Here is a 25,036-nt window from a genome sequence, read left to right on the forward strand (position 1 = left end):
GCCGGGCTGACCGAACCCAGCCAGCCGAGGAACCGGTCACCCAGCAGAACCAGGGTGGCGAACACGATCTGCAGCACCAGTCCGGTGCCCACCAGCGACCAGGACACGCGACGCTTGTTGTCGGAGAACAGCCAGGTGATTCCCACCAGCACAGCCAGCCCCACCAGGCCGAAACCGACCCGCATCAAACCTTCCATCGTTGCCCCTGGGCACGCAGTCAATCAGGCAGGTTAGGCGAGGGAGGGCGGCACGGCAATATCGACCTTGGCCGGAAAGGCCGGAATTCAGCCATCGCGGGCCACGACCCGGTTGCGTCCGGCCTGTTTGGCCTGCTGCAGCCGCCGGTCCGCAGAACGCAGCAGGGTTGAGGTGGAGTCGCCGTCCTGGGGCCAGGCCGCCAGCCCTGCGCTGAACGCGAGCCGGTGCGGGTCTGTACCCCGTCCGGACAGGAATGGGCGTTCATTGAGCAGAAGCCGGGTGCGGTCCAGCCGCTCCCATGCGCTGCCGATCGGTGAGGCGAGCAGCAGCACGAACTCCTGGCCGCCAATCCGGGCCAGATGCTCGTTCTCCTCCAGCATCTGCTCCAGCTGTGCGGCCACCTGGCGGATCGCGCGGTCGCCGCTCTGGTGCCCGGCGTCGTCGTTGATGCGGCGGAAACTGTCCAGATCCAGCAGTGCAAGGGTCAGTGAAGCGCCACTACTGCGTGTTGATTCAAAGATCCGCGGCATGCTCTGCAGCAGCCACGCGCGGTTTGGCAGCCCGGTCAGCCCGTCACGCCCGGACATCTGCACCAGTCGCTGCATGCGGTAGACGATGGTGGCGGTCACCACAGTCACCAAAAGCAGCAGGACCACCCGCTGCATCTGGTCTCCGATGGACGCCGTGCCGTAATCCACCGACACCAGCAGCTCGGCCGGGGTCACGGCAAGGATCACTGCGGCCAACAGCGCGTACTGCACCGTGGCCAGGGCGCCGATGTACAGCGTCAGGCGGCCGTCATGGCGCAGCGCGGTGAGCAGGATCGCAATGACATAGAAACACCACACCACCAGGCTGCCGGTGCCAGCCACCGGGTCGTTGAAGGCAAGAGCGGCCAGGACGCAGCTGGTGGCGGTGACATCCCAGATGCTGCTGGCCAGGGGCAGCCAGCGGTGCCGCCGGGCATTGCGGGCCAGGGCCAGCCACACCTGGGCGAAAATGTTGGCCACCAGCGCGGAGGTCAGGCCGATCATCGCTTCGCGCACGGTGCCGCCGCCAAGCAGCAGCAGGACAGGAAGCAGCAGGGCAATCGCACACCCGACCGCCCGCACGCGGGCCACCAGCAGTTCACCATCGGCGCCCATTTCCAGCGCGAGCTGGTCCGGTCGTGCCAGCAGCTCGCTGATGATCCTGGATGGCGCTTTGCCCAGATCGCGCATGCCCGATGCAGCTCCCTTTCCCCTCGCCGAGCATAGCGCGACGCGATCCGGTGTCAGCACACGGGTTGACAGGCAAATGAGAATCATTAACATCACTCGCCCTGGCCAACTGGAACTGTCCGATGCTTTCCGTCCCCTCATGTGACGAAAATCCGGGTTCCGGCTCCACCGGAATCGACGCGCGCAGCCCTTCCCCCTCCGCCCCGGGCGCGTCCGAGCTGGACAGCGCCCGTCTGCTGCAGGGCCAGCGCGAAGTGCTCATCCGCCATGGCGGCGAGTGCTACCGCTTGCGCCACACCCGTAACGACAAGTTGATCCTGACCAAGTAACCGCGGGGCACCGATCCGGTGCTCCGATTCCAAGGCCCGCCCGCCCTCCGGTCTCCCCGGACGCCAGCTGCCGCCCGCGATCGATCCATGCGAGCCTGCAATGCGTCCGAGTTGTCTGTTCCTTGCCTTTTGTGCGGTCCTGTCTGCGACCGCCGCTGCCGTTGAACCTGGATCCGGGGCCGACCCGGGGACGGCCCCCGTGGCCACCGATTTCCACCGGGTGGTGGTGACCGCCACCCGCACCGCGCGCGCCATCGTCGACGTGCCCAATACGGTCGACGTGATCGAGCGGGAGCGGATGGACGAGCTGCTCGTGCGCGATCTCAAGGACCTGTTCCGCTACGAACCCGGGGTGACCGTCACCGCCTCCTACGGCCGCTTCGGCATCGGCGACATCCGCATCCGCGGCCTGGGCGGCAACCGCGTGCGCATCCTCACCGACGGCGTGCCGGTGCCCGATGCCTTCGACATCGGCAGCTTCTCCAACGCCAACCGCAACTTCGTCGACCTGGGCACGCTCAAGCGGATCGAGGTGGTGCGCGGGCCCGGCAGTTCGCTGTACGGCTCGGACGCGCTGGGCGGGGTGGTGTCGTTCGTGACCAGGGATCCCGCGGACTACCTGCGGCCGGGCAGGGATGCCCACTTCGGCTTCAAGCTGGGCCTGGAGAGCGACTGGGACGGCCTGTTCGCCGGCGCCACCGCGGCCCTGGGCGGCGAGCGCTGGTCAGGCCTGCTGGCCGTGGGCCACCGCCAGGGCCGCGAAGCGGAGAACATGGGCGACAACGACGGCATCGGCGCCGCCCGCACCGTGCCCAATCCGCAGCGCCGCGACGGGCGCAGCGTGCTTGGCAAGCTGGTATTCGAACCGGCCGCCGGCCAGCGCTTCCGGCTCACCGTGGAGGGCAACGAGGACAGCGCCGACACCGACATGCTGAGCATGCGCGGAGTGCAGGGCCTCACCGGCGCGGACAACCTGGACGTGCGCGCCGATGACCACCAGACCCGCGCCCGCGTGGCTCTTGTCCACGAGGTGGACGCGCTGGGCGCGAGATTCGCCGATGCGCTGGACTGGACGTTCTATCGCCAGGACAGCGAGACCACCCAGGATACGTTCGAGGAGCGGCGCACCGCCGCCGGCGTGCACGAGCGGCGCGACCGCAGCTTCAACTTCGATCAGCGTGCGTACGGGCTGCAGGCCAACCTGTACAAGTCGTTCGCCACCGGCGGCGCGCGCCACGCGCTGACTTGGGGCATCGACGCCTCGCGCACCCGCACCCGGCAGAAGCGCGACGGGCTGGTGACCAACCTGGCCACCGGCGCCACCAGCAACGCGATGCTGCCCGACGTGTTCCCGGTGCGTGACTTCCCGGTCAGCACGACGACCACGTACGCGCTCTACGCCCAGGACGAGATTGCAATCGGCGACGGCGGCTTCCGGCTGGTGCCGGGGCTGCGGGTGGACCGCTACGAGCTGCGGCCGGAGCGGGACGACATCTTTGCCGAAGACAACCCGGGCGTGGCGGTGAGCGACCTCACCCGGACCCAGGTCTCGCCCAAGCTTGGCGCGGTGTGGAAGTTCGACGGCGGCTGGTCGCTGTTCGGCGGCTACGCGGGCGGTTTCCGGGCGCCGCCCTACAGCGACGTCAATATCGGCTTTACCAACGTCATGTTCGGCTACACCGCGATCGCCAATCCGGACCTGCGGCCGGAGACCAGCGACGGGCTCGAAGCCGGCGTGCGTTACGCAGGCGAGGCGGTGTACGCGGGGCTGACCGGATATTACAACCGCTACGAGGATTTCATCGAGTCGCTGCGCTTCGTCGGCTTCAACGGCCAGGGCCTGATGGTGTTCCAGTCGCAAAATGTGTCCGAGGCGCGCATCCGCGGCGCAGAGCTGAAGGCGGGTGTGGACCTGGGCGCGCTGTCGCCGGCTTGGCAGGGGTGGTCGCTGCGCGGCGCGGCGGCGTGGTCGCGCGGCGAGGACCGTACCGCCGGCGTCCCGCTGGACTCGGTGGACCCGCGCACCGCCACTCTCGGCGTGGCATATGACGCCGCTGGCTGGGGCGCAGAGCTGGCTGGCCGCTTTGTGGCCAGCAAGGACCGCGTGTCCGACCCCGAGCTGTACCGCACCCCCGGCCACGCCGTGTTCGACCTGTATGCGCACTGGGACTTCGGCCCGGGCCTGCGGGTGAACGCCGGCGTACGCAATCTCGCCGACCGCAGGTACTGGGCGGCCGGAGACCTTCCGCTGGCCGTTGCCACCAGCGGCGTGCTGGACCGCTACACCTCCCCCGGCCGCAGCGTCGCGGTCAGCCTTTCGGTGGAGCTTTGATTCTTCCGCAACCCATCCAGACGAGAACCCTGCCAATGAAACCGGAACTGCTTTTCAAGCTGGCACTGCTGGCACTGCTGTCCTGCGGCGTCGCCGCCGCCTCCGAACCCCTGCCGTCCGATCCGCAGCGCGACCGCGAGGCCATTCTTGCCATGCAAGGCGAATACACGGTGGACTTCATGTTCGATGAAACCGTGCTCCTGGCAGAAGGCTACGAGCGCATGGAGCCGCAGCGCAGCGGCGGCGACGAGGTGGTGATCGTGGTCGAGGACTCGCCCGGCAAGGTCGTGCTGCAGCACATCCTGGTGCACCAGCCGACCGGACACGTGACCAAGCACTGGCGCCAGGACTGGATCTACGAGGCGCCGCAGCGGTGGGAGTTCACCGACGAGCTGACCTGGCAGGTGCGCGACATCCCGGCTGAAGTCACGAAGGGCGCCTGGACCCAGTGCGTCTACGAGGTCAACGACGCGCCGCGCTACTGCGGCACCGGGCGCTGGAACCACCGTTACGGGGTGGCCACCTGGACTTCTGATCGCACCTGGCGTCCGCTGCCGCGCCGCGAGTACACCAAGCGCAACGACTACAACGCGCTCAACGTGGAGAACCGCCACACCATCGTCGCCGGTGGCTGGACCCACGAGCAGGACAACACCAAGGTGGTGCGGCGGGCCGACGGCAGCACCGAGCGCACGATCGCACGCGAGGTCGGCTTCAACGACTACATCCGCACCGGTGAGCTTGAGTTCGCCCCCGCCTACGCCTACTGGGACGCCACCGCCGGCTACTGGGCCCGGGTGCGCGAACGCTGGGACGCGCTGCTGTGGCAGGGACCGGGCATGCGCCTGAAGACCGGGGTCGACGGCATGGAGCTGATCATGCCGCTGTTCGAGCAGGCCGGGCGCGTGGAGGAGGGCGAACAGGTCAGCGACGCCGAGATCGATGCGGCGTTCGTTGAATGGGTGGAGCCCGTTGGTTGATAGAGCGACGGTCGCGTGGGTCAGTACATGACCCACGCGTTCCTTGCGTCGCGCTTTCCATCGCCCAGGAGAACAACCATACTTTTCTTCGACCGCCGAGCCGGCGGGGGGAAATGGAGAGGTCTGATGGGAGCGACAGGATTCCTGGCGGTGGTGCTGTTGGTGGCCGGCGTCATTGTGTTGTTCAAAACGGTGCGCATGGTGCCGCAGGGTTATGAGTGGACCGTGGAACGCTTTGGGAAATACACCCACACCATGACTCCCGGGCTGCATTTCCTGGTGCCGGTGGTTTATGGGGTCGGCCGCAAGATCAACATGATGGAACAGGTGCTGGACGTTCCCAGCCAGGACGTGATCACCAAGGACAACGCAGTGGTGCGGGTGGACGGGGTGGTGTTTTTCCAGGCGCTGGACGCGGCCAAGGCGGCCTACGAGGTGGCCAACCTGGAAATCGCCACGATTGCCCTGGTGCAGACCAATATCCGTACGGTGATCGGTTCGATGGATCTGGATGAGTCGCTCTCCAACCGCGAAAAGATCAACGCCCAGCTGCTGGACGTGGTGGATCACGCCACCAATCCCTGGGGCATCAAGGTCACCCGCATTGAAATCCGCGACATCCAGCCGCCGCGCGACCTGGTGGATTCGATGGCCAGGCAGATGAAGGCCGAGCGCGAGCGCCGTGCGGTGATCCTTGAGGCTGAAGGCCACCGTCAGTCCGAAATCCTGCGCGCCGAAGGTGAGAAGCAGGCGGCAATCCTCGAGGCGGAAGGCGAGAAGGAATCCGCCTTCCGCGAAGCCGAGGCCCGTGAGCGCCTGGCCGAAGCCGAGGCCAAGGCCACGCAGCTGGTGTCCGACGCGATCGCCCAGGGTGATGTGCAGGCGATCAACTACTTCATTGCCCAGAAGTACGTGGAAGCGTTCGAGAAGCTGGCCACTGCGCCCAACCAGAAGTTCGTGCTGATGCCGATGGAGGCGACGGGGCTCATCGGCTCGATCGCCGGTGTTGCCGAGATCGCGCGCGAGGCGCTGGGCAAGCAGCAGGATGCGACCCAGGCGCGGGTTGCCACGCGGCGGGAAGGCTGACCGTGCGCTGGGAGGTGGTGGTCTGGGGCGCGGTGGCGCTGCTGCTGTTCGCCGCCGAGGCCTTGGCGCCGGGCGCTTTCATGCTGTGGATGGGCTTTGCCGCTGCCGCGCTGTTCGTGGCGGTGCTGGCGGTGCCGGGCATTCCCCTGCTGGCCCAGGTAGCCGCCTTCGTGGTGCTGAGCTTTGTCTCGATCCAGATCTACAGGAAGTGGTTCCGGCACCGGGCGCGCGAAAGCGACCGGCCCACGCTCAACCGGCGCGCTGCCCAGCACGTGGGCCGGGTGGTGGCGCTGGAGACGGCCATCGTCGCGGGCCGCGGCAGGGTCAAGATCGGTGATGCGTTCTGGGTGGTGGAAGGCACGGACATGGCCGCGGGCGCGACCGTGCGCGTGGTGGGTACCGATGGGGTGAGCCTGCACGTGGAGCCGGCGGGGCCGACGGCCGCCAACTAGGGCCGTATCTGGGATAATGCGGAGCTCCGCCCACACAACAACAGGTGCGCCATGCTCCGCAAGACCGTCCTCAACGAAACCCACCGCGCCCAGGGCGCGAAAATGGTCGACTTCGGCGGTTGGGACATGCCGCTCAACTACGGCTCGCAGATCGAAGAGCACCATCAGGTGCGTCGTGCGGCCGGCATGTTCGACGTGAGCCACATGGCGGTGATCGACGTGTTCGGCCCCCAGGCGCGCGAATTTCTGGAGCGCCTGTTTGCCAACTCGATCAACAAGCTGAAGAAGCCCGGGCGCGCGCTGTACACCTGCATGCTCAACGAGCAGGGCGGGGTGATCGACGACGTGATCGTGTACCTGTTGGACGACAACCGCTACCGGATGGTTGCCAACGCCGGTACCCGCGACAAGGACCTGGCCTGGATCGGCACGCAGGTGCGGGACTTTGACGTGGAAGTGCGCGAGCGCACCGAGCTGGCGGTGATCGCCGTGCAGGGTCCGCAGGCACGTGATGCGGTCATTGGCCTGCTGGCCGAGGCCGACCGCGAGGCCATTACCGTGCTGGGCCGTTTCGCCGCGATTGAAGCCACGGCGCTCAGCGGCGCGCGCATGTTCATCGCCCGCACCGGCTATACCGGCGAGGACGGCTTTGAAGTGATGCTGCCCGACGCCGACGCAGTGGCGTTCTGGAACGCACTGGTGGAAGCCGGGGTGAAGCCGGCTGGCCTGGCTGCCCGGGACACGCTGCGACTGGAGGCCGGCATGAACCTCTACGGCCAGGACATGGACGAGGATGTAACCCCGTACGTGGCCGGGCTCGGCTGGACCGTTTCGCTGGATGAAGGGCGTGATTTCATTGGCCGCAAGGCGCTCGAGGCGCAGCAGGCGCAGGGCGTGCCGCAGCAGCTGATCGGCCTGGTGATGGACGATCGCGGTGTGCTCCGCCATGGCCAGCGCGTGCTGACCGATGCAGGCGAGGGGCAGATCCTGTCCGGCACGTTCTCACCCACCATCGGCAAGGCCATCGCCTTTGCGCGCGTGCCCGCTGGTGAGCCGGGGCAGGTGCGCGTGGACCTGCGCGGGCGTGAAGTGCCGGTGCGCACCGTGCGTTTTCCGTTCGTGCGTGAAGGCAAGGTGCAGCCCGGCATCGAGCAGTAATGCACGCGCTCCCGCTGCCCCGTACGGCGGCGCGGGGCTACACTAGACCCGTTCCTTTTCCCACACACAAACCGATCCGGAGCCAACCATGAGCGAGATCCCAGGCGATCTTAAATTCCTCAAGTCCCACGAGTGGGCACGCGTCGAAGAAGGCGGCAAGGTCACGGTTGGCATTTCAGAGCACGCACAGGAATCGCTGGGTGATCTGGTGTATGTCGACCTGCCCGAAGTTGGCGACACCGTCGAGGCAGGCAGCACCGTCGCCGTAGTGGAGTCGGTCAAGGCCGCTTCCGATATCTACACGCCGGTGTCCGGCACCATCGTGGCAGTCAACGAAGATCTTTCCGACACGCCCGAGACCATCAACGAGGACGCCTTCGGCAAAGGCTGGATCTTCGTGGTCGAGGCGGACAACCTGGACCCGATCAAGGAGATGCTTGATCCGGATGCCTACACCGCCCAGCTGGACGACTGAGCAGCAGTCGTCAACGCCAGGCAGCTGATGAGGCTGCCTGGCAAAGCCAATGCGAATGCCGGCCAAGTGCCGGCATTTGTGTGTTCGGGGTTTGCGCATTTGCGGCGCAAACCGCCTTGTGCAATGCAGGAACGGCATGTTGAACGTGACCGCATGGCAACCGGCAAGGTGCGTACATGTCATCGACGTAAGCACGGCGTCGCGCACTGCCAAAGCGTCGGTCAGCGTTGATGATGACAAAGGCGGGAGGCTTCAAAACACCTTGTAAACAGGTCTTTCGTGATGTGTCTTCGTCGAGTGTGCTGATGGTGTGACCAGGTGGCATGGCCAGCATGCAATCACCGCGGGGGCCTTGTGCATGCCTTGGCCGCCCGTCTTTCAGCAGCGTTGATGTTTGCGGGTGTTGACAGTCTAAATTGCCATGATTAGGTTTCGCCCAAGCAGGCAATGGCTGCAACAGACGAGTGACAGGCATCAACGCGAACGAAGCCGGGACAGTCAGACCTTCCGCCATCAGCGACAAGTCGGTGGTAGCAGGCTTCGCCTCCGGCAACAGCCATTCCCCGATCAACATCGCACCCGTGGCGTATCCCGCTGCGGGTGTTTTTCATTCCGCATGCGCAAGCCGGATTGTCGCAGTCAGTGCCAAGGCACCCAGCAACTGGGCCGACAGGTAGCAACGCGAAGTTCAACGACGAGGAGAGCCAACACATGGCCACGAAGAAAGCTGCAAAGAAGCGCGCCGCCACCAAAAAGGCGGCCAGGAAAGTAACGACGAAGAGTGCGGTCGCCAAGAAGACCGCCAGCAAGGTTGCCAAGAAGGTCGCGAAGAAGACTGCAGCAAAGAAAGTGGTCAAGAAGGCTGTAGCCAAGAAGAGCGCTGCGAAGAAGGTTGCGAAGAAGGCCTCAGCCAAGAAGGTTGCGGCCAAGAAGGCGACGAAGAAGGTCGCCAAGAAAGCCGTGGCAAAAAAAGTAGCGAAGAAGGCCACCAAAAAGGCAGCGACAAAGAAGGCCACCAAAAAGGCAGCGACAAAGAAGGTCGCCAAGAAAGCAGCCGTCAAGAAAGCCACAAAGAAAGTAGCTAAGAAGGCGGTAGCCAAAAAGGTAGCCAGGAAAGCAGCCGTCAAGAAGGCCACCAAGAAGGTCGCAAAGAAAGCTGCAACCAAGAAGGTAGCCAAGAAGGCAGCGGTCAAAAAAGCCACCAGGAAGGTTGCCAAAAAGACTGCAACGAAGAAGGCCGCCAGCAAGACCGCAGCCAAGAAGGCGACCAAGAAAGCGACGAAGAAGGTAGCCAAGAAGGCCACAGCTAAAAAGGCGACCACGAAGGTCGCCAAGAAAGTTGCCAAAAAAGTCGCCAGGAAGGCAGTGAAGAAGGCCGGGCCGGCTCGCGCCGCCAAGAAGGTGGTGCCGCCGCGCGTGATCCAGGATGCGCCCAAGCCCCTGATGTAAGGGCGCACGGGCGAGACGCGCTCAAGCTCCCTCTCCGCAAGACCAGGCGGAGAGGGAGCTTTTTTATGGGCAATCGATCAGTGGTGAGCGATCAGTAAGGCTGGGCGTGTGACACGGTGGCGGAAGCGCCGCCCTCAGACTGCGCATCTTCGCTGCCGTAGCGGGTGTCCGTATCGGCATCGGCGTCCGGATCGTAGTCGTAGTCGACCGCCAGCCAGCGCTGGTTGGACAGACCGATGGCGCGATCGAGGATGGTCGGCATCAGGCCCGAAGGCAGCGAGCTGCCGCTGTTCCACAGGATCACCACGCCAATGTCGCGCTCCGGCAGGATCGCCATCGCCCCGCGATAACCCTGCACCGCACCGCCATGGAACACCATGCGGTGCCCCGAATAATCATAGATCCGCCAGCCCAGGCCGTAGCCCGCGGCGTTGAGTCGCTGCTGGCGCCAGGAGCCGCTGCGCCCGCGCATTTCACCCGGGGTGCCAACGATGGGCGCGTGCAGGGTGGACAGCAGCGGTGCCGGGAGCACATCGGGCCGGTAGCCCATGTGGGCAATCAGCCACTGGGCCATGTCTGAAATGCTGGCGTTGACGCCCGCTGCCGGAGCCACCCGGTAATAGGTGGGCTTGGGCGTGAGAGAGGTCCAGCCGCGGCCTGCGCGCACGTGCGGTTTGGCCCAGCGCGGACTGTTCTGGATCCCGTCCAGGCCATAGCTGGCATCGTGCATGCCCAGCGGCTTGAACAGCCGGCGCGAGACCGCTTCGCTGAAGAACTGGCCCGAGGTGGCGAACACCACATCGCCCACCAGGCTGAAGGCAACGTTCTGATAGCCATAGCAGTCGCCCGGCTCGCAGGTCATCGGAGCCTGCGACAGCTGCTGTACCAGGGCGTTGTACTCGGCGCCGCGTTCGATGTCGCGGTCATAGGTATGCCGGCCGAGGCCGACGCGGTGGCTGAGCACATCGGCTACGGTGATCTTCCCGGCGGCTTCGGGGTTGGACATGCGCAGGCCGGGCAGGTAATCCACCACGCGGCTGTCCCAGCGCATCGCGCCCTCGGACACCAGCATGCCGGCGACGGTGCCGGCAAACGACTTGGACAGCGAAGCCAGGCGGAACACGGTATGGGCATCCACCGGCTCGGCCGCCTTGACGTCGGTAATGCCGTAGCCGCGCGCGCTCAATACCTGTCCGTTGTGGACGATGGCCATCGCCAGGCCCGGGACGCGCTGGCCCTCGACCAGGGCGTCGGCCATGGCTTCGAACTCGCGTACGTCGAAACCTTCGGCCAGCGGCAGGCGCTCTTCAGGCGGCGGCATCTGCGTGGGCCGGCCATCGGTTGGAGCGGGGAAGGCCGACATGGTTTCAGGAAACGCGACGCTCTCCACCGGCGTCTGCGCTGCGGTGCCAAGCGCGAGCGGCATCAACATGCCAATCAGTCCCAGCTGCCAGGCCGAAAGGGCTGGCCAACGGTCCCGGCGTGTCTTCACTTTCATCGGGTCTATCCCCTGCGTATGCTTGCCTGCAGAACGATCATAAGCGCGTCAAAAACCGTTTGCATGAATAAGGGGAGCTTTGATGGGTAGTACGTTGATTATCCTGGTATTGCTTGGCGCGGTCGCAGTGGTTGTCCTGTGGGGTGTGGGCATCTACAACGGCCTGGTCACTGCCCGCAACGCCTTCAAGAACGCGTTTGCCCAGATCGACGTGCAGCTGCAGCGCCGATTCGACCTGATCCCCAATCTGGTGGAGACCGCGCGCGCCTACATGGGCCATGAGCGCGAGACGCTGGAGGCCGTGACTGCCGCGCGTACCGCCGCGCAGTCGGGACTGGCGGCGGCCAAGGCCAACCCGGGCGATCCGGAAGCCATGGCCACGCTTGCCGCCACCCAGGGCCAGCTCAACGGCGTGCTGGGCCGGCTGATGATGGTGGCCGAGGCCTATCCGGACCTGAAAGCCAACCAGAACATGATGCAGCTGACCGAAGAGCTGACCAGCACCGAGAACCGGGTTGCCTTCTCCCGTCAGGCTTTCAACGATTCGGTGATGGCCTACAACAACAAGCGCGAGGTGTTTCCTTCCAGTGTGGTTGCGGGCATGTTCAATTTCGCCCCGGCAGCGCTGCTTGAGATCCCGGCCGACCGCGCCGAGGTGCGCGAGGCGCCGAAGGTGCAGTTCTGACGAGTCGTCACGCCGGCTCATCCATGAACTTCTTCGAACGCCAGAACCAGGCACGCCGCAACACCACGCGGCTGGTCGTGCTGTTTGCGCTGGCAGTGGTGGGAATAGTGGTGGCAGCCTGCGTGGCAGTCGCCCTGGTCGTTGGTCCCGATCCGGCCGCGCTGGCCGGCACGGCGATCATCACCGGCGGCATCATCGGGCTGGGGTCGCTGTTCCGGATCTCCTCGCTCGGCAGCGGCGGTGGCGCGGTGGCCACCCAGATGGGCGGCGTACCAGTGGCCGAAGACACGCTGGATCCGCACCTGCGCCGGCTGCGCAACGTGGTGGAGGAGATGTCGATCGCCTCCGGCGTGCCGGTGCCGAAGATCTACGTGATGGAGAACGAGGCGGGAATCAACGCCTTCGCCGCCGGCTACTCGCCCTCGGACGCAGCGGTGGCGGTCACACGCGGTGCGCTGGACAAGCTCAACCGCGACGAGCTGCAGGGCGTGATCGCCCACGAATACAGCCATATTCTCAACGGCGACATGCGCCTGAACATCCGTCTGATGGGCGTACTGTTCGGCATCCTCATGCTGGGCCTGATTGGCCGCAAGATCATGCTGTACGGCGGTCGTTCACGTGAACGCGGCGCCGCCGTGGTCCTGATCGCGGCGCTGGCGGCAATCGTGATCGGCTACATCGGAATTTTCTTCGGACGCATGATCAAGGCCGGAGTGAGCCGCTCGCGCGAGGTGCTGGCCGATGCTTCGGCGGTGCAGTTCACCCGTCAGACCAGCGGCATTGCCGGCGCGCTGAAGAAGATTGCCGGCGTGCAGGAAGGGTCGCAATTCGCCCAGCGCGGCGAAGTGGAGGAAGTCAGCCACATGCTGTTCGGCGACGGCGTGGGACTGTCCGGGCTGTTCGCCACCCATCCGCCGATCCTGCAGCGCATCCAGGCGCTGGAGCCGGGGTTCCGGTCCGAGCAGCTGGAGCGGCTGCAGAAACAGTGGTTCAGTGCACCGCCCAACGGCCTGCAGGAGGACCTGCAGATGGGCCTGGCCCCGAGTGGAGAGTCGCTGCTGCCGGATGCGCGTATCGAACTCGACGTGACCCCGCCGATGGTTGCCGCCCAGGTGGCCAACCCGCGCGACGACGATTACCGGCGGGCGGACACCATCGTTTCGACCATGCCCGCCGAGCTGCGTGAGCTGGCCCGGCACCGTGATTCGGTGATGCCGCTGCTGCTGGGCCTGCTGCTGGACGATGAGGACGCCACGGTGCGCGGCCATCAGCACAGCGAAATCGAGGCCCGGCTGGGTGCGCCCATGGCCGAGGCCGCCGAATCGCTGCGCGCCGGTCCGCTGCTGGCCCTGCATCCGATGCACCGGCTGCCGCTGGCCGCGCTGGCGTTCCCGGTGCTGCGCCTGCGGCCGCGGCCGGAGCTGGAATCCTTCCTGGATACGGTCCACGCGGCGGTCCATACCGACAACCACGTGTCCCTGTTCGAATACTGCCTGGGCCAGCTGCTGGAAACCCAGGTGCGTGAATCGCTCAACCCGGCCGCGCATGCGCGCTTCGGCCGGCGCAAGCCGGTGGCGGTGAAGCGGGAGTTCTCGATCCTGCTGGCAGTTGTGGCCCAGGCCGGCCACCGCGATCCGGACGAGGCCCGGCGCGCCTACCTCGCCGGCCTGCAGCGGGTCCTGCCGCGCGATCACGTGCCCTACGAACCACCGGCACGCGGCGTGCTGGCGCTGGATGACGTGTGGGATCCGCTGGATCGACTGGATCCTTTGGCCAAGCAGCTGATGGTGGAGGCGCTCACCGCGGCCGCCATGCACGATGGCCGGGTCACGGTGGCCGAAGCCGAACTGCTGCGCACGATCTGCGGCGTGCTGCACTGTCCGCTGCCGCCCATGCTTGAACAGCAATGACGGTACTTTGAGCCCGGCCGACCTTGCGGCATACTCGGCTGTCCGGGCGTTTGATGATGGATCATCAAGGAGCACGACATGGACGTACTCGCCATCGCGATGGCGGCGCTGGCCACCCCGGGCCAGCATGACCGGCTGTTGCGACTGCACACCCCGCTGGGCGGCGACGTTCTGGTTGCCGAAACCCTGCTGGCACGCGAATCATTCGATCAGGGCGGCTTCCGCCTTGAACTGACCGCGCTGTCGGTTGACGCGCACCTGTCGCTGGACGACCTGATCGGCCAGCCGGTGCTGGTGGAGCTGCTGACGGCGGACTCCCGGGCCGACCTTCGTCCGTTCCACGGCCACGTCACCGACTGCGAAGTGCTCGGAAGCAACGGCGGCCTGGCGCGCTACCGCCTGGTGGTGGAGCCGTGGCTGGCGTTTCTCGGCCAACGCTTTGACAGCTACGCCTTCCAGGACATGACGGTGATCGAGATCGTCGAAGACCTGCTTGCCGACTACGCCCAGGCCGGTGCATTGGCACCGGCCTGGCGATGGGAGCTGGCCGATCGCGCGCTGTACCGAAAGCGCAGCCTGACCACCCAGTACGAAGAGAGCGACTTCGCCTTTCTGCACCGGCTGCTGGCGGACGAGGGCATCTTCTACTGGTTCGAGCATGCCGGTGCCGCGGATGACGCCACGCTGGGCAGCCACACCCTGGTGCTGTGTGATCACTCCGAGGCGTTTGCCGACGGCGGAGCGGTGCGTTTCCACCGTGCCGATGCCACCGAACGCGAGGATTCGATCCAGCAGTGGTCGCGTACGCGTCGGCTGCAGACCGGGCGCATTGAGCGCGCCAGCTGGGACTATCGCAGCCGTAGCCTGCGCCCGGCCTCGGCCGATGGGCAGGCACATGGGAGCGTGATGCCGGTCGATCAGGACACTGCCGGTCCTTATGCCTGGGTAGATGGCGCCCAGGGCGAGCTGCGCGCCCGGCGACAGGTGGAAGCGCTGCAGGTGCGCTCGCACGTCATCAATGGGCAGGGCACGTGGCGCCGGATGGCAACCGGACAGTCGTTCGAGTTGACCCAGCACCATGCCTCGCGTGACAGCGAAGTGCGGGAGTTCGTGTGCCTGGAAGTGATCCACCGGGCCCGCAACAACCTCGACGCCCAGGTGCACGATGCGCTGGAGCAGACGCTGGGTGCGGTGGCCATGGCCGACGCAGACCTGCCGGCGGGACTGTCAGTGGACAACATCGGTGTCGGGCGCGGGCTACTGGAAACAGGGGTCGAGACGGATTTCTATCGCAACCGCTTCACGGTGATTCCTGCTGACGTCGCCTATCGGCCCACCACTGCGGACGGTCATGGCATCCGGCTGCACCCAAAGCCCACCGTGCATGGCACCCAGAGCGCCATCGTGGTGAGCGACGGGGGGCCCCTGCTGACCGACCGCGACCACCGGATCAAAGTGCAATTCCCTTGGCAGCGCGGCGCGGATGCGAGCAGCGGCACCGCACATCCGGGTGGCGACGACAACGCGCCCGGCGATGGCGGCGCGTGGACCTGGGTCCGGGTAGCCACGCCCTGGGCCGGCGACAACTGGGGCGGTGTGGCGGTGCCGCGCAAAGGCCAGGAAGTGCTGGTGGCCTTCCTGGAAGGGGATATCGACCGTCCGGTGGTGATCGGCACCGTCTACAACGGTCGCGGTCAGGAAGACGCCCAGCACAACCAGCTGGCCGGCGGCGGAGCGGGAGCCACCGGCAACGCAGCGGCCTGGTTCGACGGCAACGACCACGCGGCCGTCTACACCGGTTTCAAGAGCCAGGCGCTCGCCAACAGTCAGGACGGCGGCGGCGGTTACCAGCTGCTGCGGCTTGACGACACGCCGGGGCAGGGGCGCGCGCAGGCCGCAACTACCCAGCACGCCACCACCCTGACGCTGGGTCACCTGAAGGGTGGACAGGACAACGTACGCGGGGCCGAACGCGGCTTCGGTACCGAATTATCTACCCAAGCCAGCGGCGCGATCCGTGCCGGTAGCGGCCTGCTGCTGACCACCGAGCCGGGCACACAGCAGCTGGCCGCAGGCGGTGCGCTGTCCCAGCTGACCGAAGGTGAGCAGCTGCTGCAGGCACTGGGGGATACCGCCGCGAGCCAAGAGGCCACGTTGCCTGAAGACCCTGAAACCCTGCCGGCCCAGCAGTCCCTGCAAGACGTGCAGGAGCACCTGCGCGCCACCCTCCAGGGCAGCGCAGCAGGTGGCGAGGGCGACACGGCAATTGGTGGCGGCGAGGGCGAAGTACCCGCCTGGGCCGCCCCACACCTGCTGGCCTCCAGCCCCGACGGCGTGATGACCCTGACCCCGGCCGACCAGGCCTGGGTCTCTGGAACGCAGACCACATTGGTGGCCGGCAGCGACCTGGACTGGGCCAGCCAAGGCGAGACGGTGATCGCCGCCGGCGGCGGCATCGCCCTGTTCACCCAGGGCAGCGACGCACCGGCCGGCAAACCCAACCAGGAAACCGGCATCGCCCTGCATGCCGCGCAGGGCAAGGTGAGCGCAAGAGCCCACAGGAACGAGGCGAAGGTGGCGGCCAAGCAGAGCGTCACTATCGCCAGCACCCAGGCCGACGTGGAGATCGCCGCCCCGAACAAGCACGTGCTGCTGGCGGCGCAGGGGGCTTACCTGAAGCTTGAGGGCGGCGACATCGAGCTGGGAGCGCCGGGCAGGGTCGAGTTCAAGGCATCGAAGCGTGAACTGACGACGCCGAAGGCGGCCAGCGGGCAGGTGCCGTTGTTCGGAGAGGCCGAACCGAAGTTCTGCGACTACACCGCGCGTCAAGCCGAAGCAGACGGCGCTGCCACGGTGCCAATGGGCGGATGATGGCACTGGAGCGACTCCACGACCTGGGTTACCGGGAACTGTTCGGCCACGACTTCGCGCTGATCAATCCGGTGCGGGTGCGTGAAGAGCGGTGGCAGGACCTGCCGGTCGTGCCCCTGCGCGCGCCGGCGTTCGACGCACAGCCCCACCTCGTGCCCCGGCTGCTGCCGTTGGCGGCGCTCAATGCTGACCAGCAGGTCGAGCTGCTCAAGCGCAACGACCGCCAGTGCGTGGAAGCCGGCCAGCCGATGTTCTGCGCCCTGCTTGCGAGCCCTGCCGAAACCCGATCCCTGGCGGCCAGCCTCGGTAGCAGGATGCTGCTGGATGCGCCTACGGGTCAGACGGTGTGGCTTCGCTTCCATGATCCGAGGGTGTTCAGTGCGCTGGCGTGGTGGCTGGACCAGGATCAGATTGGATGTCTGATGGGGCAGGTGCAGGGCTGGGCCTGGTACGAACCCAGGGACGCCAACTGGCACCGGCTGAAATGTCCGTCCGTCTCGGGGCCGCGGCGGTTGAGGCTCAACAAGGAACAATGGGATCGGCTTGAACGCCAGCCCCTGGTCAACCGTACCCTGAAGGAGTCGGGACGTACGCCGCCGTTGGGCCAATCGTTGAGAAACCTGGTTGAGCTTGTTGATGCCCAGCTCATCCGTGCCGCAGCAAGTGGCTTGGCTGAAGCAACCGACCTGTCCCGCTTCGCTGCAATGACGGCGCGACACGGTGAAACCTGGATCACCCACCCGGTTGCAGCGCGTGCCCTGAGCGCCGCGGCCGAAGGGCGGCAGACGCTGGCAGCCGGGCTGGCAAGCCTGGGGCATGCCGAGTTGCAACAATGGGCGCGCGCGAGCGCTGTGCACAAGGAGGAGCACGCATGAACACTTCATCAGGGCAGGCAGGGACTGCGGACAAGCCACACCGTTGCCCCGCCTGTACGGTAATCGGGCTGCCGATCATGCCGTTGCGTTATGGCGTGGCGTGGGCGGGGGACGACGTGCCCGATGAGGAGCGCGCTCCCCGGCTCGTGGCTCCCTTTGAAGCTTCGGCTTACCCCGAGCTGGGAACCGGAAGCGCGCTGTACACGCTTCGCCAGCTGCGAGGCGGATATCTGTACGTATACGAGGAAGCGACCGAAGAATGGGCCGGGTATGAAGTGAATGATGCGGGCCGCCTTGATCGATTTGAAATCGACGACGGACCGCTGGCCAGCGAAAGTCCGGATGACGCAGCCAGATGCAGTCGGAATGCGTCGCTGGCACTTGCAAACTGCATCCAGATCCAAAACGCAGGGAACGCAACAAAAGTCTGGATGGCGTTCAGCCAGACTCGGTGGACGCCTGCGGTGAAGGCGCGATATGACGTCGATTCATATCGACAAAAGCACATGCGCTGTATCGACGCTTCTGCGTGGATCAATAGCGGCGGGGATGCTGTCCAGCCCCACGTGCGTCCGCTCTCGGATGTGCTGGAACAGCTTCCGGAATACTCGCTGGGCCGGCAGGATCACCAGTACTACGACAACGAGGAAGCGCAGGCCAACAAAACCTGGGTCGGCGCGGGCGCCATGGCCGCAGTTCAGGCGGTGCGCTCTCCGGTCTCATTCGAGTTCTCGCCTTATTCCATTGGGAACGGGTCGAGAGCGCACTTCACGGGCGTGTTGTGGGGCAGCCAGCCGGATGACCCGGCGCCGGATCCGCCGCCGTTGATGGTGGCGCTTGATGATCCCGTGGGCGTTGCGGCCGAACTGGCCGCGCTGATGAACTGGCGGCTGGAAAATTTTCTGCATGAACCCGGCCGCATCCGTCCGATGGCGGTCTCGGCGGCAATTCAGCAGCTGCGCGATTCCGTGGAACACCAGGCGGAGCTGAAAGCCGCAGATGCGGTGAGTAGCGCTCAGGCCGACCTCTCCGCCTACGCGGAAATGCGTGGCGGTCCCGGTGTCGGCGCCATGGCAACCGAGGGGCTGGAGCTGAAGCCTGCGGACCTGGCCAATATCCGGAGGGGGGCGTGGAAAAATGGCGGGTACCTCGAGAAATACGCTGAAGACCAGCGAGGGGCGTGGCAGGAAAGCCACGAAGCGGAACTCAAGGTGCTTGATGCGGTGGTGCTCAAGCCGCTGACGGATGCGCATGTCGCCCTGCTGAAGGGCGAGAAATTGCAGGCACACCTGAACTGCAACCACGACCCGGATGACATTCAAAGTGGCGCTGGTTACTTGGGAGCGGTGCTGTCATGCATCGTCGGCACCACCGACAAGGAGCCGCAGGCAAAGTTGTACGAAGAGTGGTTTGAGGCATCCCCTCGGGATCGCGACAACCTGCTGCTGCGGGCGTTTTCCCTCAATCAGGACCGGATCGCAGCCGAGGTGGCTGCGACCGCTGAATCCACCGGCAATCTAAAGGCCGCGAAGCTGCCGTGGGACAAACTCTTCTCGTTGTATGGCGAGGCATCCAAGCAGCTTGGGGCGGATACGCTGGACGCGTTCATGGCTCTTCTAGTGCGCGAGACGTTGGCCCCGGCCGCAAAAACGATATCCAAGGTCGTCGATGGTGCGCCCAGGCTGTACGGTTTGGCGGCCTGGGGCATGGTGGCAGACTTGCCCCTGGAGTGGGTGCCCATAGAGGGCTCCAGCGACCAGATCGTGCGTTCCGTGATGCTCACATTCCAGCGCGAACTCGGTTTTCGCAAAGGGTCCAGTGCGGTGCGCTCAGAGCTGCGTCGGCTGCAGATCTACGGCGTCAACTCCAGACAGAAGATCACCACGGGGTTCATTGGCCTGCAGCGGGACGGAAATTTGATTACCCGTGCGCAATTGAGCGCTAAGCGGGGTAATTTCCTGGAGACAAGATTGCTCGGTTGGCGCACGACCATGGACACCAGCGTGAGGACGGGTGTCGGCGCGAGTCTTCTGTCGTCCCTTGCTTTGTTCCAGCTATATCGGGATGCCACGACCGGCATGCGCCATCAACGGGTGGAATCATGGACTCGCTTTGCTGCGACTGCGACCGGTTCAGTTGCGGGGGCTGTTGAGGCCGCCGGGACGGCGCTGGATAACATGAGTGATCGGAGTCTGCGATACGCTAGGCACGTGAGATTGTGGACGGTCATGAGGGCAGGCGGAAGGGCCGTGGGTGTGGTGGCGGGTGTGGTGATGGCGTTTCTGGATTTCAGGCGGGCTTGGGAGGAGCGCAAAGAAGGTAATTCCGCCCTCGCCGGAGCTTATCTAATATCCGGAGTTTCTGGGGCGGTCTTGGCGTTTGCCATTGTAGCCACTGCTGTTTTTATCGGAGTCATCGCGTTCGTGGCGCTTATTTTGGCATCTGTTTTTATTCTGTGGGCATCCGATAGTGCCGGTCATGACTGGCTAAAGCGTTGCCTGTGGGGATGCTTGGATGATGGGCAGAAATATCAAGGTCTTGACGTTGAAATGGAAGAGTACAAGCTTGCCCTGAGGACGGTTTGATGGCCGGTTACACTGGGTTAATTAAAAAATATCCGGTTAACCGGCTATTGACGAAACAGGATCGTAAGTATCATTTGGCTCAAGGTGAGCGTCTGGATCTAAGCCCTTATCCGGACATAGTTATTGTTAAAGTCAACTCGACCTATCTAGAGGTTGTGGATAAATATTTTCAAGGGAAAGGATTATTGTCCTTGATGGTGCTGGCTTTTTCCACCATGGTTTTTGGTTTTGGAGCGGCGTTTTTCATCTCTTCTATGAATCCGCCCGCGCACATCCGTTCCCCGGGGGAATATGTGGCCTTTGGGGTAGTCGCGGGTGCAGTTCTCTTTTCGTTTGGCCTTGGTTTGATATGGTTCGGCCGTGTCGAATGGCGTGGCTACACGCACTACCCCATCCGCCTCAACCACAAGACTCAGATGGTGCACGTGTTCCGCAAGGACGGCAGCGTGTTGAGCGTGCCGTGGGCCGATCTCTACTTCACCCTGGACTACGACTTCAGCTATTTCCGGTTCTGGCACATCCACGGCCATGTGCTGGCCGAGGATCGGGAGACGGTTCTGGAGACCTTCGCGCTGGGCATGAGTGGGGATGTCGATCCCGTTGGTCTGCAACTGCTCCACAGGCACTGGGAGTTCTTCCGTCGCTACATGGCCGAAGGTCCGGAGTCGGTGGCCAGCTACGTCCGGAACGCGATGCCCGTGGATGGCAAGCGTGAATCATTCCGGTCCGGATACGAGGTGATCATGTCAGAGCTTCGTCATGATCATCCCATCGCAGATGCGATCCGATTCGTCCTGTGGCCATTCTTCTTCCTGCAGTCACTGGTTCGGTGGGTGGTCATGCGCACCAGCAAAATGCCACGCTGGCCGGAGGAGATCGAGGCGGTGAACAAAGTTTCCCCCAATGATCCCTACGACATCGATTCCCGGATCAACCCACCGGAGCTGCGCTGACGAATCAGTCGTCCCAGCTTTCCAACTTTTGATCTACGAGCGTATTCTCCAGCGCCACGTAGGCAGGAATCCCATTCCGCCCATACGGCGGATACGCCTCGCCGCGGATCAGCGGTTCCAGGTATCTCCGCGCCGAGGCGGTGATGCCGAAGCCGTCTTTGCGCAGGAATGCCGCCGGCACCTTCTTCTCGCGGTTGGCGATGCGACTGAGCGGGGCAGGTTCGATCTTCCAGCGGTAGGGGCTGTCGGAAGTGCGCTTGATGGCCGGCATGGTGGCGTTCTTGCCCTCCAGCGCCATTTCAACTGCAGCCTTGCCGACTGCCATGGCCTGGTCCAGGTCGGTCTGGGAGGCGATGTGGCGGGCGGAGCGCTGCAGGTAATCGGGCATGGCCCAGTGGACTTTCAGGCCCAGTTTGTCCTGGACCCTGCCTGCAAGATACGGAGCGACGCCGCCGAGCTGGGTGTGACCAAAGGAGTCCTTGCCACCGCCGGCGTCGGCAACGAAGCTGCCATCTGCGGTGCGGATACCTTCGCTGGCCACCACGACGCACCAGCCCACGCGATCCACCACCTGCTGCACGCGGGCCAGGAAGTCAGCCTCGTCGTAGCTGCGTTCGGGGAAAAGGATGATGTGCGGTGCCTGGTCGGGCCCGTTGCCGGCCAGCCCGGCGGCGGCGGCGAGCCAGCCGGCGTGTCGGCCCATGGCCTCGTAGACGAAGACCTTGGTGGAGGTGTCGGCCATGGCGGCGACGTCCAGGGCGGCTTCGCGCACGGAGACGGCGGTGTATTTGGCAGCCGAGCCGAAGCCGGGGCAGCAGTCGGTCAAGGCCAGGTCGTTGTCGACGGTTTTGGGCACGCCGATGCAGGTCAGCGGGTAGTCGAATTCAGCGGCCAGCTGTGAGAGTTTAAGCGCGGTATCGGCCGAGTCGTTGCCGCCGTTGTAGAGGAACCAGCGCACGTCGTGGGCGCGCAGCACATCGATCAGGCGGGCGTATTTCGCGCGGTCTTTGTCCAGGCTGCCAAGCTTGTAGCGACAGGATCCGAACGCGCCGCCGGGGGTGTGGGCCAGGGCGCGGATCGTTGCTGCGCTCTCGCGGCCGGTGTCAATCAGCTCCTCACGCAGCACGCCCAGGATGCCGTTGCGTCCGGCAAGGACCTTGATCCGGCGCGCGCGGGCCGTGGAAATGACGGCCGAGGCGGTGGCGTTGATGACGGCGGTGACGCCGCCCGATTGGGCGTAAAGCAGCGTTCCCTTGGGCATATGAAGTCCATATCGGTGATGAAGTGGCCGGAGGCGTCCGGCCGATGCAGTAAACTGGCGCCCGCAGGCGCCCGGGGAGCAGTCTATCGCCACCCTCGTGCCGTCGGGATTCACGCATTCGAACAGATCGAGGAGCGACAAGATGCGACTGGTACTTTTGGGGGCCCCGGGGTCGGGCAAGGGAACGCAGGCCGCGCGCCTCAGGGAGCAGCTGGGCGTCCCGCACATTTCCACCGGCGATCTGCTGCGCGCCGAAGTAGCCGCGGGCAGCCCGTTGGGACTGCAGGCCAAAGAGGTGATGGCCCGGGGTGACCTGGTGTCCGACGACATCCTGCTGGGCATGCTGGAAGACCGGCTGGCGCGCGACGACGTGCGCAGCGGGTTCATCCTGGACGGCTATCCGCGCAACCTGGCCCAGGCGGCGGCGCTGGGCGAGCTGCTGGAACGGCTCGATCAGCCGTTCGATGCGGCCGTGCAGCTGGAAGTGGACAACGAACTGCTGATCGATCGCCTGGCCGGTCGGGCCAAGGCCGAGGGCCGTTCTGACGACAATCCGGAATCGGTGCGCAAGCGTCTGACGGTGTATGACGAACAGACCGCCCCGGTGATCGAGTTCTACCGCGAGCACGGCCAGCTGACGGTTGTGGACGGCGTCGGCGGATTGGATGAGGTGTTCAACCGTATCCTGGCCGCCATCGGCGCCGGCAAGACCGCCGCCTGAGTCATGACCGGCCCGGTGGCCAGCCGCTGGTGGCGCTGGCTGCGGGGAACCGGGCCGCTTGAGATCCTGCCTGGCCGGCCGCTTCCGGCCGCGATGGCCTGGCTGTTTGCGCTGGCACTGAGCTGCGCCGTAGCGGCCGGCGCACCGCCACGTCAGGCCATGGCCGCCGTGGTCACCGGGCTGATGGTGGAAGCGCTGCTGATTGTCGCTGTCCTGCTTGTCGCGCGTCGGCGCCACCTGTTGGCGCAGGCGCTGCAGGCGGCGGGCCTGTTGGCCGGTCTGCGAAACCTGCTGCTGGCCCCCGTGGTGGGGCTGCTGTTCGTGGCTGGGGAAGGGGCCGGGCCCGGCACGATCCTGGCGCTGTTCGTCCCGTTGGGGCTCGCCACGGTATTGGCCATGGCCTGGCTGGTGCGACGTTACATGGCCCTTTGGAAGCAGGCGCTGGGGACCACGCCTGCTGCGGCCGGCGGACTGTTGTTGGGACTCGCGCTGGCTCTGTTGCTCGCCGAAGCCGTGCTGGCGCGGGCATTCCCGATGCCCGGAGCCGCGTCGGGTAAAGTGCATTCAGGCTCCCAAGCTCAAGGAAACCAAGTCTCTTGAAGATCCATATCCTCGGCATCGCCGGGACTTTCATGGGCGGCGTTGCCGCGTTGGCGCGCGAATCCGGCACTGAAGTCGAAGGCAGCGACCAGGCGGTCTATCCGCCCATGTCCACCCAGCTCGAGCGCCTGGGCATCACGCTGCATCAGGGCTACCGGCCCGAGCACATCAGCCCCGATGCCGACCAGGTGATCGTCGGCAACGCCCTGTCGCGAGGTAACCCCGCGGTCGAGGCCCTGCTGGATTCCGGCCGTGGCTACACGTCCGGGGCACAGTGGCTGGCTGAGCATGTATTGCCCGGCCGCACCACGATTGCCGTCGCCGGGACCCACGGCAAAACCACCACCAGCACCATCCTCGCCTGGCTGCTTGAGGCCGCCGGGCGCGATGCAGGCTTCCTGATTGGCGGCGTCCCGGATGATTTCGGCGTCTCCGCCCGTCTGGGCAGCGATCCGGTGTTCGTGGTTGAAGCCGACGAATACGACACGGCCTTCTTCGACAAGCGCAGCAAGTTTGTGCACTACCGGCCGAAGATCGCCGTGCTGAACAACCTCGAATTCGACCACGCCGATATCTTCCCGGACCTGGCCGCGATCGAGCGCCAGTTCCACCACATGGTTCGTACCGTTCCGGGCGCAGGCCGGCTGCTGGTCAACGGCGAGGACGCCAACCTGGCGCGGGTCCTGGACATGGGCTGCTGGACCCCGGTGGAGCGGTTCGGCATCGACGGCGACTTCGATTGGAACGCGCGCCTGGTGGAAGCCGATGGCAGCGTGTTCGAGGTCCTGCGCGACGGTGTTGCACAGGGCACGGTGCGCTGGCCGCTGCTGGGGCGGCACAACGTCATGAATGCGCTGGGCGCGATCGCCGCGTGTGCGGCGGTGGGCATTGAACCGGCGCAGGTGATCCCGGCGTTGGAGCGCTTCAACAGCGTCAAGCGGCGCATGGAGCGGATCGGCGAAGTGGATGACATCGTGGTCTACGACGATTTCGCCCACCACCCGACGGCGATCGCCACCACCCTGGCCGGGCTGCGCGCCAGTACGCCTGCGGGCCGGATCGTTGTGGCGATGGAGCCGCGCAGCAATTCAATGCGCCTGGGAGCGCACGCTGATGCCCTGGCTCCGGCGTTCGACGACGCCGACGCGGTGGTATTCCTGCATCGGCCGGAGCTGGCCTGGGATGCGGACAAGGTGGTGGACGCTGTGCGTGGCCAGGCGACCGCCGTGGCCGACGTGGACGAACTGGTTGCCAAGCTGGTGACGCTGGTCGGTCCGGGTGACCGGGTGGTGTTCATGTCCAACGGTGGGTTTGACGATGCACCGCGGCGGTTTTTCACAGTCCTGCAGGAGGCCCGTACGGCAGCCAGGTGATGGATACCCGGGCGGCTGATCC

Annotated in this window: 21 protein-coding genes and 1 pseudogene; 17 read left to right on the forward strand and 5 right to left on the reverse strand. The window is 65.4% G+C overall.

Annotated features, from left to right (window positions below):
* Positions 1-8: 8 nt before the first annotated feature.
* Together WCE59_RS09440 and WCE59_RS09445 are read right to left on the reverse strand one after the other, a co-directional pair.
* Positions 9-197 (reverse strand): annotated as a pseudogene (locus WCE59_RS09440) (Na+ dependent nucleoside transporter N-terminal domain-containing protein); the annotation flags it as partial.
* 87 nt (positions 198-284) lie between these two features.
* Positions 285-1,418, reverse strand: coding sequence for a GGDEF domain-containing protein (locus tag WCE59_RS09445; protein ID WP_343258502.1), 1,134 nt, complete (start codon positions 1,416-1,418; stop codon positions 285-287).
* 122 nt (positions 1,419-1,540) lie between these two features.
* On the opposite strand from WCE59_RS09445, the gene hemP reads away from it, so the two are divergent.
* From hemP to gcvH, 7 genes are all read left to right on the forward strand, one after another.
* The gene (gene hemP, locus WCE59_RS09450) at positions 1,541-1,747 is read left to right on the forward strand and encodes a hemin uptake protein HemP (protein ID WP_343258503.1); all 207 of its coding nucleotides are present in this window, start codon (positions 1,541-1,543) and stop codon (positions 1,745-1,747) included.
* Positions 1,748-1,847: 100 nt separating this feature from the next.
* A complete protein-coding gene (locus tag WCE59_RS09455; RefSeq protein ID WP_449284140.1) occupies positions 1,848-4,079 on the forward strand; it encodes a TonB-dependent hemoglobin/transferrin/lactoferrin family receptor in 2,232 nt (743 codons plus the stop codon).
* 35 nt (positions 4,080-4,114) lie between these two features.
* The gene (locus tag WCE59_RS09460) at positions 4,115-5,059 is read left to right on the forward strand and encodes a DUF6607 family protein (RefSeq protein WP_343258505.1); all 945 of its coding nucleotides are present in this window, start codon (positions 4,115-4,117) and stop codon (positions 5,057-5,059) included.
* A gap of 126 nt (positions 5,060-5,185) precedes the next feature.
* Positions 5,186-6,145 (forward strand): SPFH domain-containing protein, encoded by a 960-nt coding sequence (locus tag WCE59_RS09465; protein ID WP_343258506.1) that lies wholly within the window; start codon positions 5,186-5,188, stop codon positions 6,143-6,145.
* Between the two features lie 2 nt (positions 6,146-6,147).
* Entirely contained in the window at positions 6,148-6,597 is a 450-nt protein-coding gene (locus WCE59_RS09470) for an NfeD family protein (protein WP_343258507.1), read from the forward strand.
* A 51-nt stretch (positions 6,598-6,648) separates the two neighbouring features.
* Positions 6,649-7,755 carry a glycine cleavage system aminomethyltransferase GcvT gene (gcvT, locus tag WCE59_RS09475; RefSeq protein ID WP_343258508.1) on the forward strand — a complete coding sequence of 369 codons (1,107 nt, stop codon included), beginning with the start codon at positions 6,649-6,651 and terminating at the stop codon, positions 7,753-7,755.
* 88 nt (positions 7,756-7,843) lie between these two features.
* On the forward strand, positions 7,844-8,230 hold the full coding sequence (gene gcvH / locus WCE59_RS09480) for a glycine cleavage system protein GcvH (protein WP_343258509.1): 387 nt from the start codon (positions 7,844-7,846) through the stop codon (positions 8,228-8,230).
* 10 nt (positions 8,231-8,240) lie between these two features.
* On the opposite strand, the gene WCE59_RS09485 is transcribed toward gcvH, so the two are convergent.
* On the reverse strand, positions 8,241-8,804 hold the full coding sequence (locus WCE59_RS09485) for a hypothetical protein (protein WP_343258510.1): 564 nt from the start codon (positions 8,802-8,804) through the stop codon (positions 8,241-8,243).
* A 137-nt stretch (positions 8,805-8,941) separates the two neighbouring features.
* Here WCE59_RS09485 and WCE59_RS09490 point away from each other — a divergent pair, with 137 nt between their 5' ends.
* Positions 8,942-9,679, forward strand: a complete 738-nt coding sequence (locus WCE59_RS09490; RefSeq protein ID WP_343258511.1) for a hypothetical protein — start codon at positions 8,942-8,944, stop codon at positions 9,677-9,679.
* A gap of 91 nt (positions 9,680-9,770) precedes the next feature.
* On the opposite strand, the gene WCE59_RS09495 is transcribed toward WCE59_RS09490, so the two are convergent.
* Complete coding sequence (locus tag WCE59_RS09495; RefSeq protein ID WP_343258512.1) at positions 9,771-11,177, reverse strand: serine hydrolase domain-containing protein; 1,407 nt, start codon at positions 11,175-11,177, stop codon at positions 9,771-9,773.
* An 82-nt stretch (positions 11,178-11,259) separates the two neighbouring features.
* Between WCE59_RS09495 and WCE59_RS09500 the strand changes: the two genes are divergently transcribed.
* The 6 genes from WCE59_RS09500 (at position 11,260) to WCE59_RS09525 (ending at position 21,059) form a co-directional block, all read left to right on the forward strand.
* Positions 11,260-11,862, forward strand: a complete 603-nt coding sequence (locus WCE59_RS09500) for a LemA family protein (protein ID WP_343258513.1) — start codon at positions 11,260-11,262, stop codon at positions 11,860-11,862.
* 23 nt (positions 11,863-11,885) lie between these two features.
* A complete protein-coding gene (locus WCE59_RS09505) occupies positions 11,886-13,775 on the forward strand; it encodes a M48 family metallopeptidase (RefSeq protein WP_343258515.1) in 1,890 nt (629 codons plus the stop codon).
* 78 nt (positions 13,776-13,853) lie between these two features.
* Entirely contained in the window at positions 13,854-16,646 is a 2,793-nt protein-coding gene (locus WCE59_RS09510) for a type VI secretion system Vgr family protein (RefSeq protein ID WP_343258516.1), read from the forward strand.
* Positions 16,643-17,521 (forward strand): DUF4123 domain-containing protein, encoded by an 879-nt coding sequence (locus tag WCE59_RS09515; RefSeq protein ID WP_343258517.1) that lies wholly within the window; start codon positions 16,643-16,645, stop codon positions 17,519-17,521. Before WCE59_RS09510 ends, WCE59_RS09515 begins: the two co-directional genes overlap by 4 nt.
* Positions 17,518-20,106 (forward strand): T6SS effector BTH_I2691 family protein, encoded by a 2,589-nt coding sequence (locus WCE59_RS09520; RefSeq protein ID WP_343258518.1) that lies wholly within the window; start codon positions 17,518-17,520, stop codon positions 20,104-20,106. Before WCE59_RS09515 ends, WCE59_RS09520 begins: the two co-directional genes overlap by 4 nt.
* Positions 20,106-21,059 (forward strand): DUF6708 domain-containing protein, encoded by a 954-nt coding sequence (locus WCE59_RS09525; protein WP_343258519.1) that lies wholly within the window; start codon positions 20,106-20,108, stop codon positions 21,057-21,059. Before WCE59_RS09520 ends, WCE59_RS09525 begins: the two co-directional genes overlap by 1 nt.
* 4 nt (positions 21,060-21,063) lie before the next feature.
* Here the strand turns inward: WCE59_RS09525 and WCE59_RS09530 are convergent, their stop codons facing one another.
* Positions 21,064-22,320 (reverse strand): 6-phosphofructokinase, encoded by a 1,257-nt coding sequence (locus tag WCE59_RS09530; RefSeq protein WP_343258520.1) that lies wholly within the window; start codon positions 22,318-22,320, stop codon positions 21,064-21,066.
* Between the two features lie 142 nt (positions 22,321-22,462).
* On the opposite strand from WCE59_RS09530, the gene WCE59_RS09535 reads away from it, so the two are divergent.
* Genes WCE59_RS09535 through mpl form a run of 3 tightly spaced genes read left to right on the forward strand, consistent with a single transcriptional unit; the run spans position 22,463 to position 25,014 of the window.
* The gene (locus tag WCE59_RS09535; protein WP_343258521.1) at positions 22,463-23,041 is read left to right on the forward strand and encodes an adenylate kinase; all 579 of its coding nucleotides are present in this window, start codon (positions 22,463-22,465) and stop codon (positions 23,039-23,041) included.
* 3 nt (positions 23,042-23,044) lie between these two features.
* The gene (locus tag WCE59_RS09540) at positions 23,045-23,641 is read left to right on the forward strand and encodes a hypothetical protein (RefSeq protein ID WP_343258522.1); all 597 of its coding nucleotides are present in this window, start codon (positions 23,045-23,047) and stop codon (positions 23,639-23,641) included.
* Positions 23,638-25,014 (forward strand): UDP-N-acetylmuramate:L-alanyl-gamma-D-glutamyl-meso-diaminopimelate ligase, encoded by a 1,377-nt coding sequence (gene mpl, locus WCE59_RS09545; protein ID WP_343258523.1) that lies wholly within the window; start codon positions 23,638-23,640, stop codon positions 25,012-25,014. Before WCE59_RS09540 ends, mpl begins: the two co-directional genes overlap by 4 nt.
* Positions 25,015-25,036: the final 22 nt, after the last annotated feature.

The organism is Luteimonas qiangzhengi, assembly GCF_039548515.1.
In the GTDB taxonomy this organism is placed as follows: domain Bacteria; phylum Pseudomonadota; class Gammaproteobacteria; order Xanthomonadales; family Xanthomonadaceae; genus Luteimonas.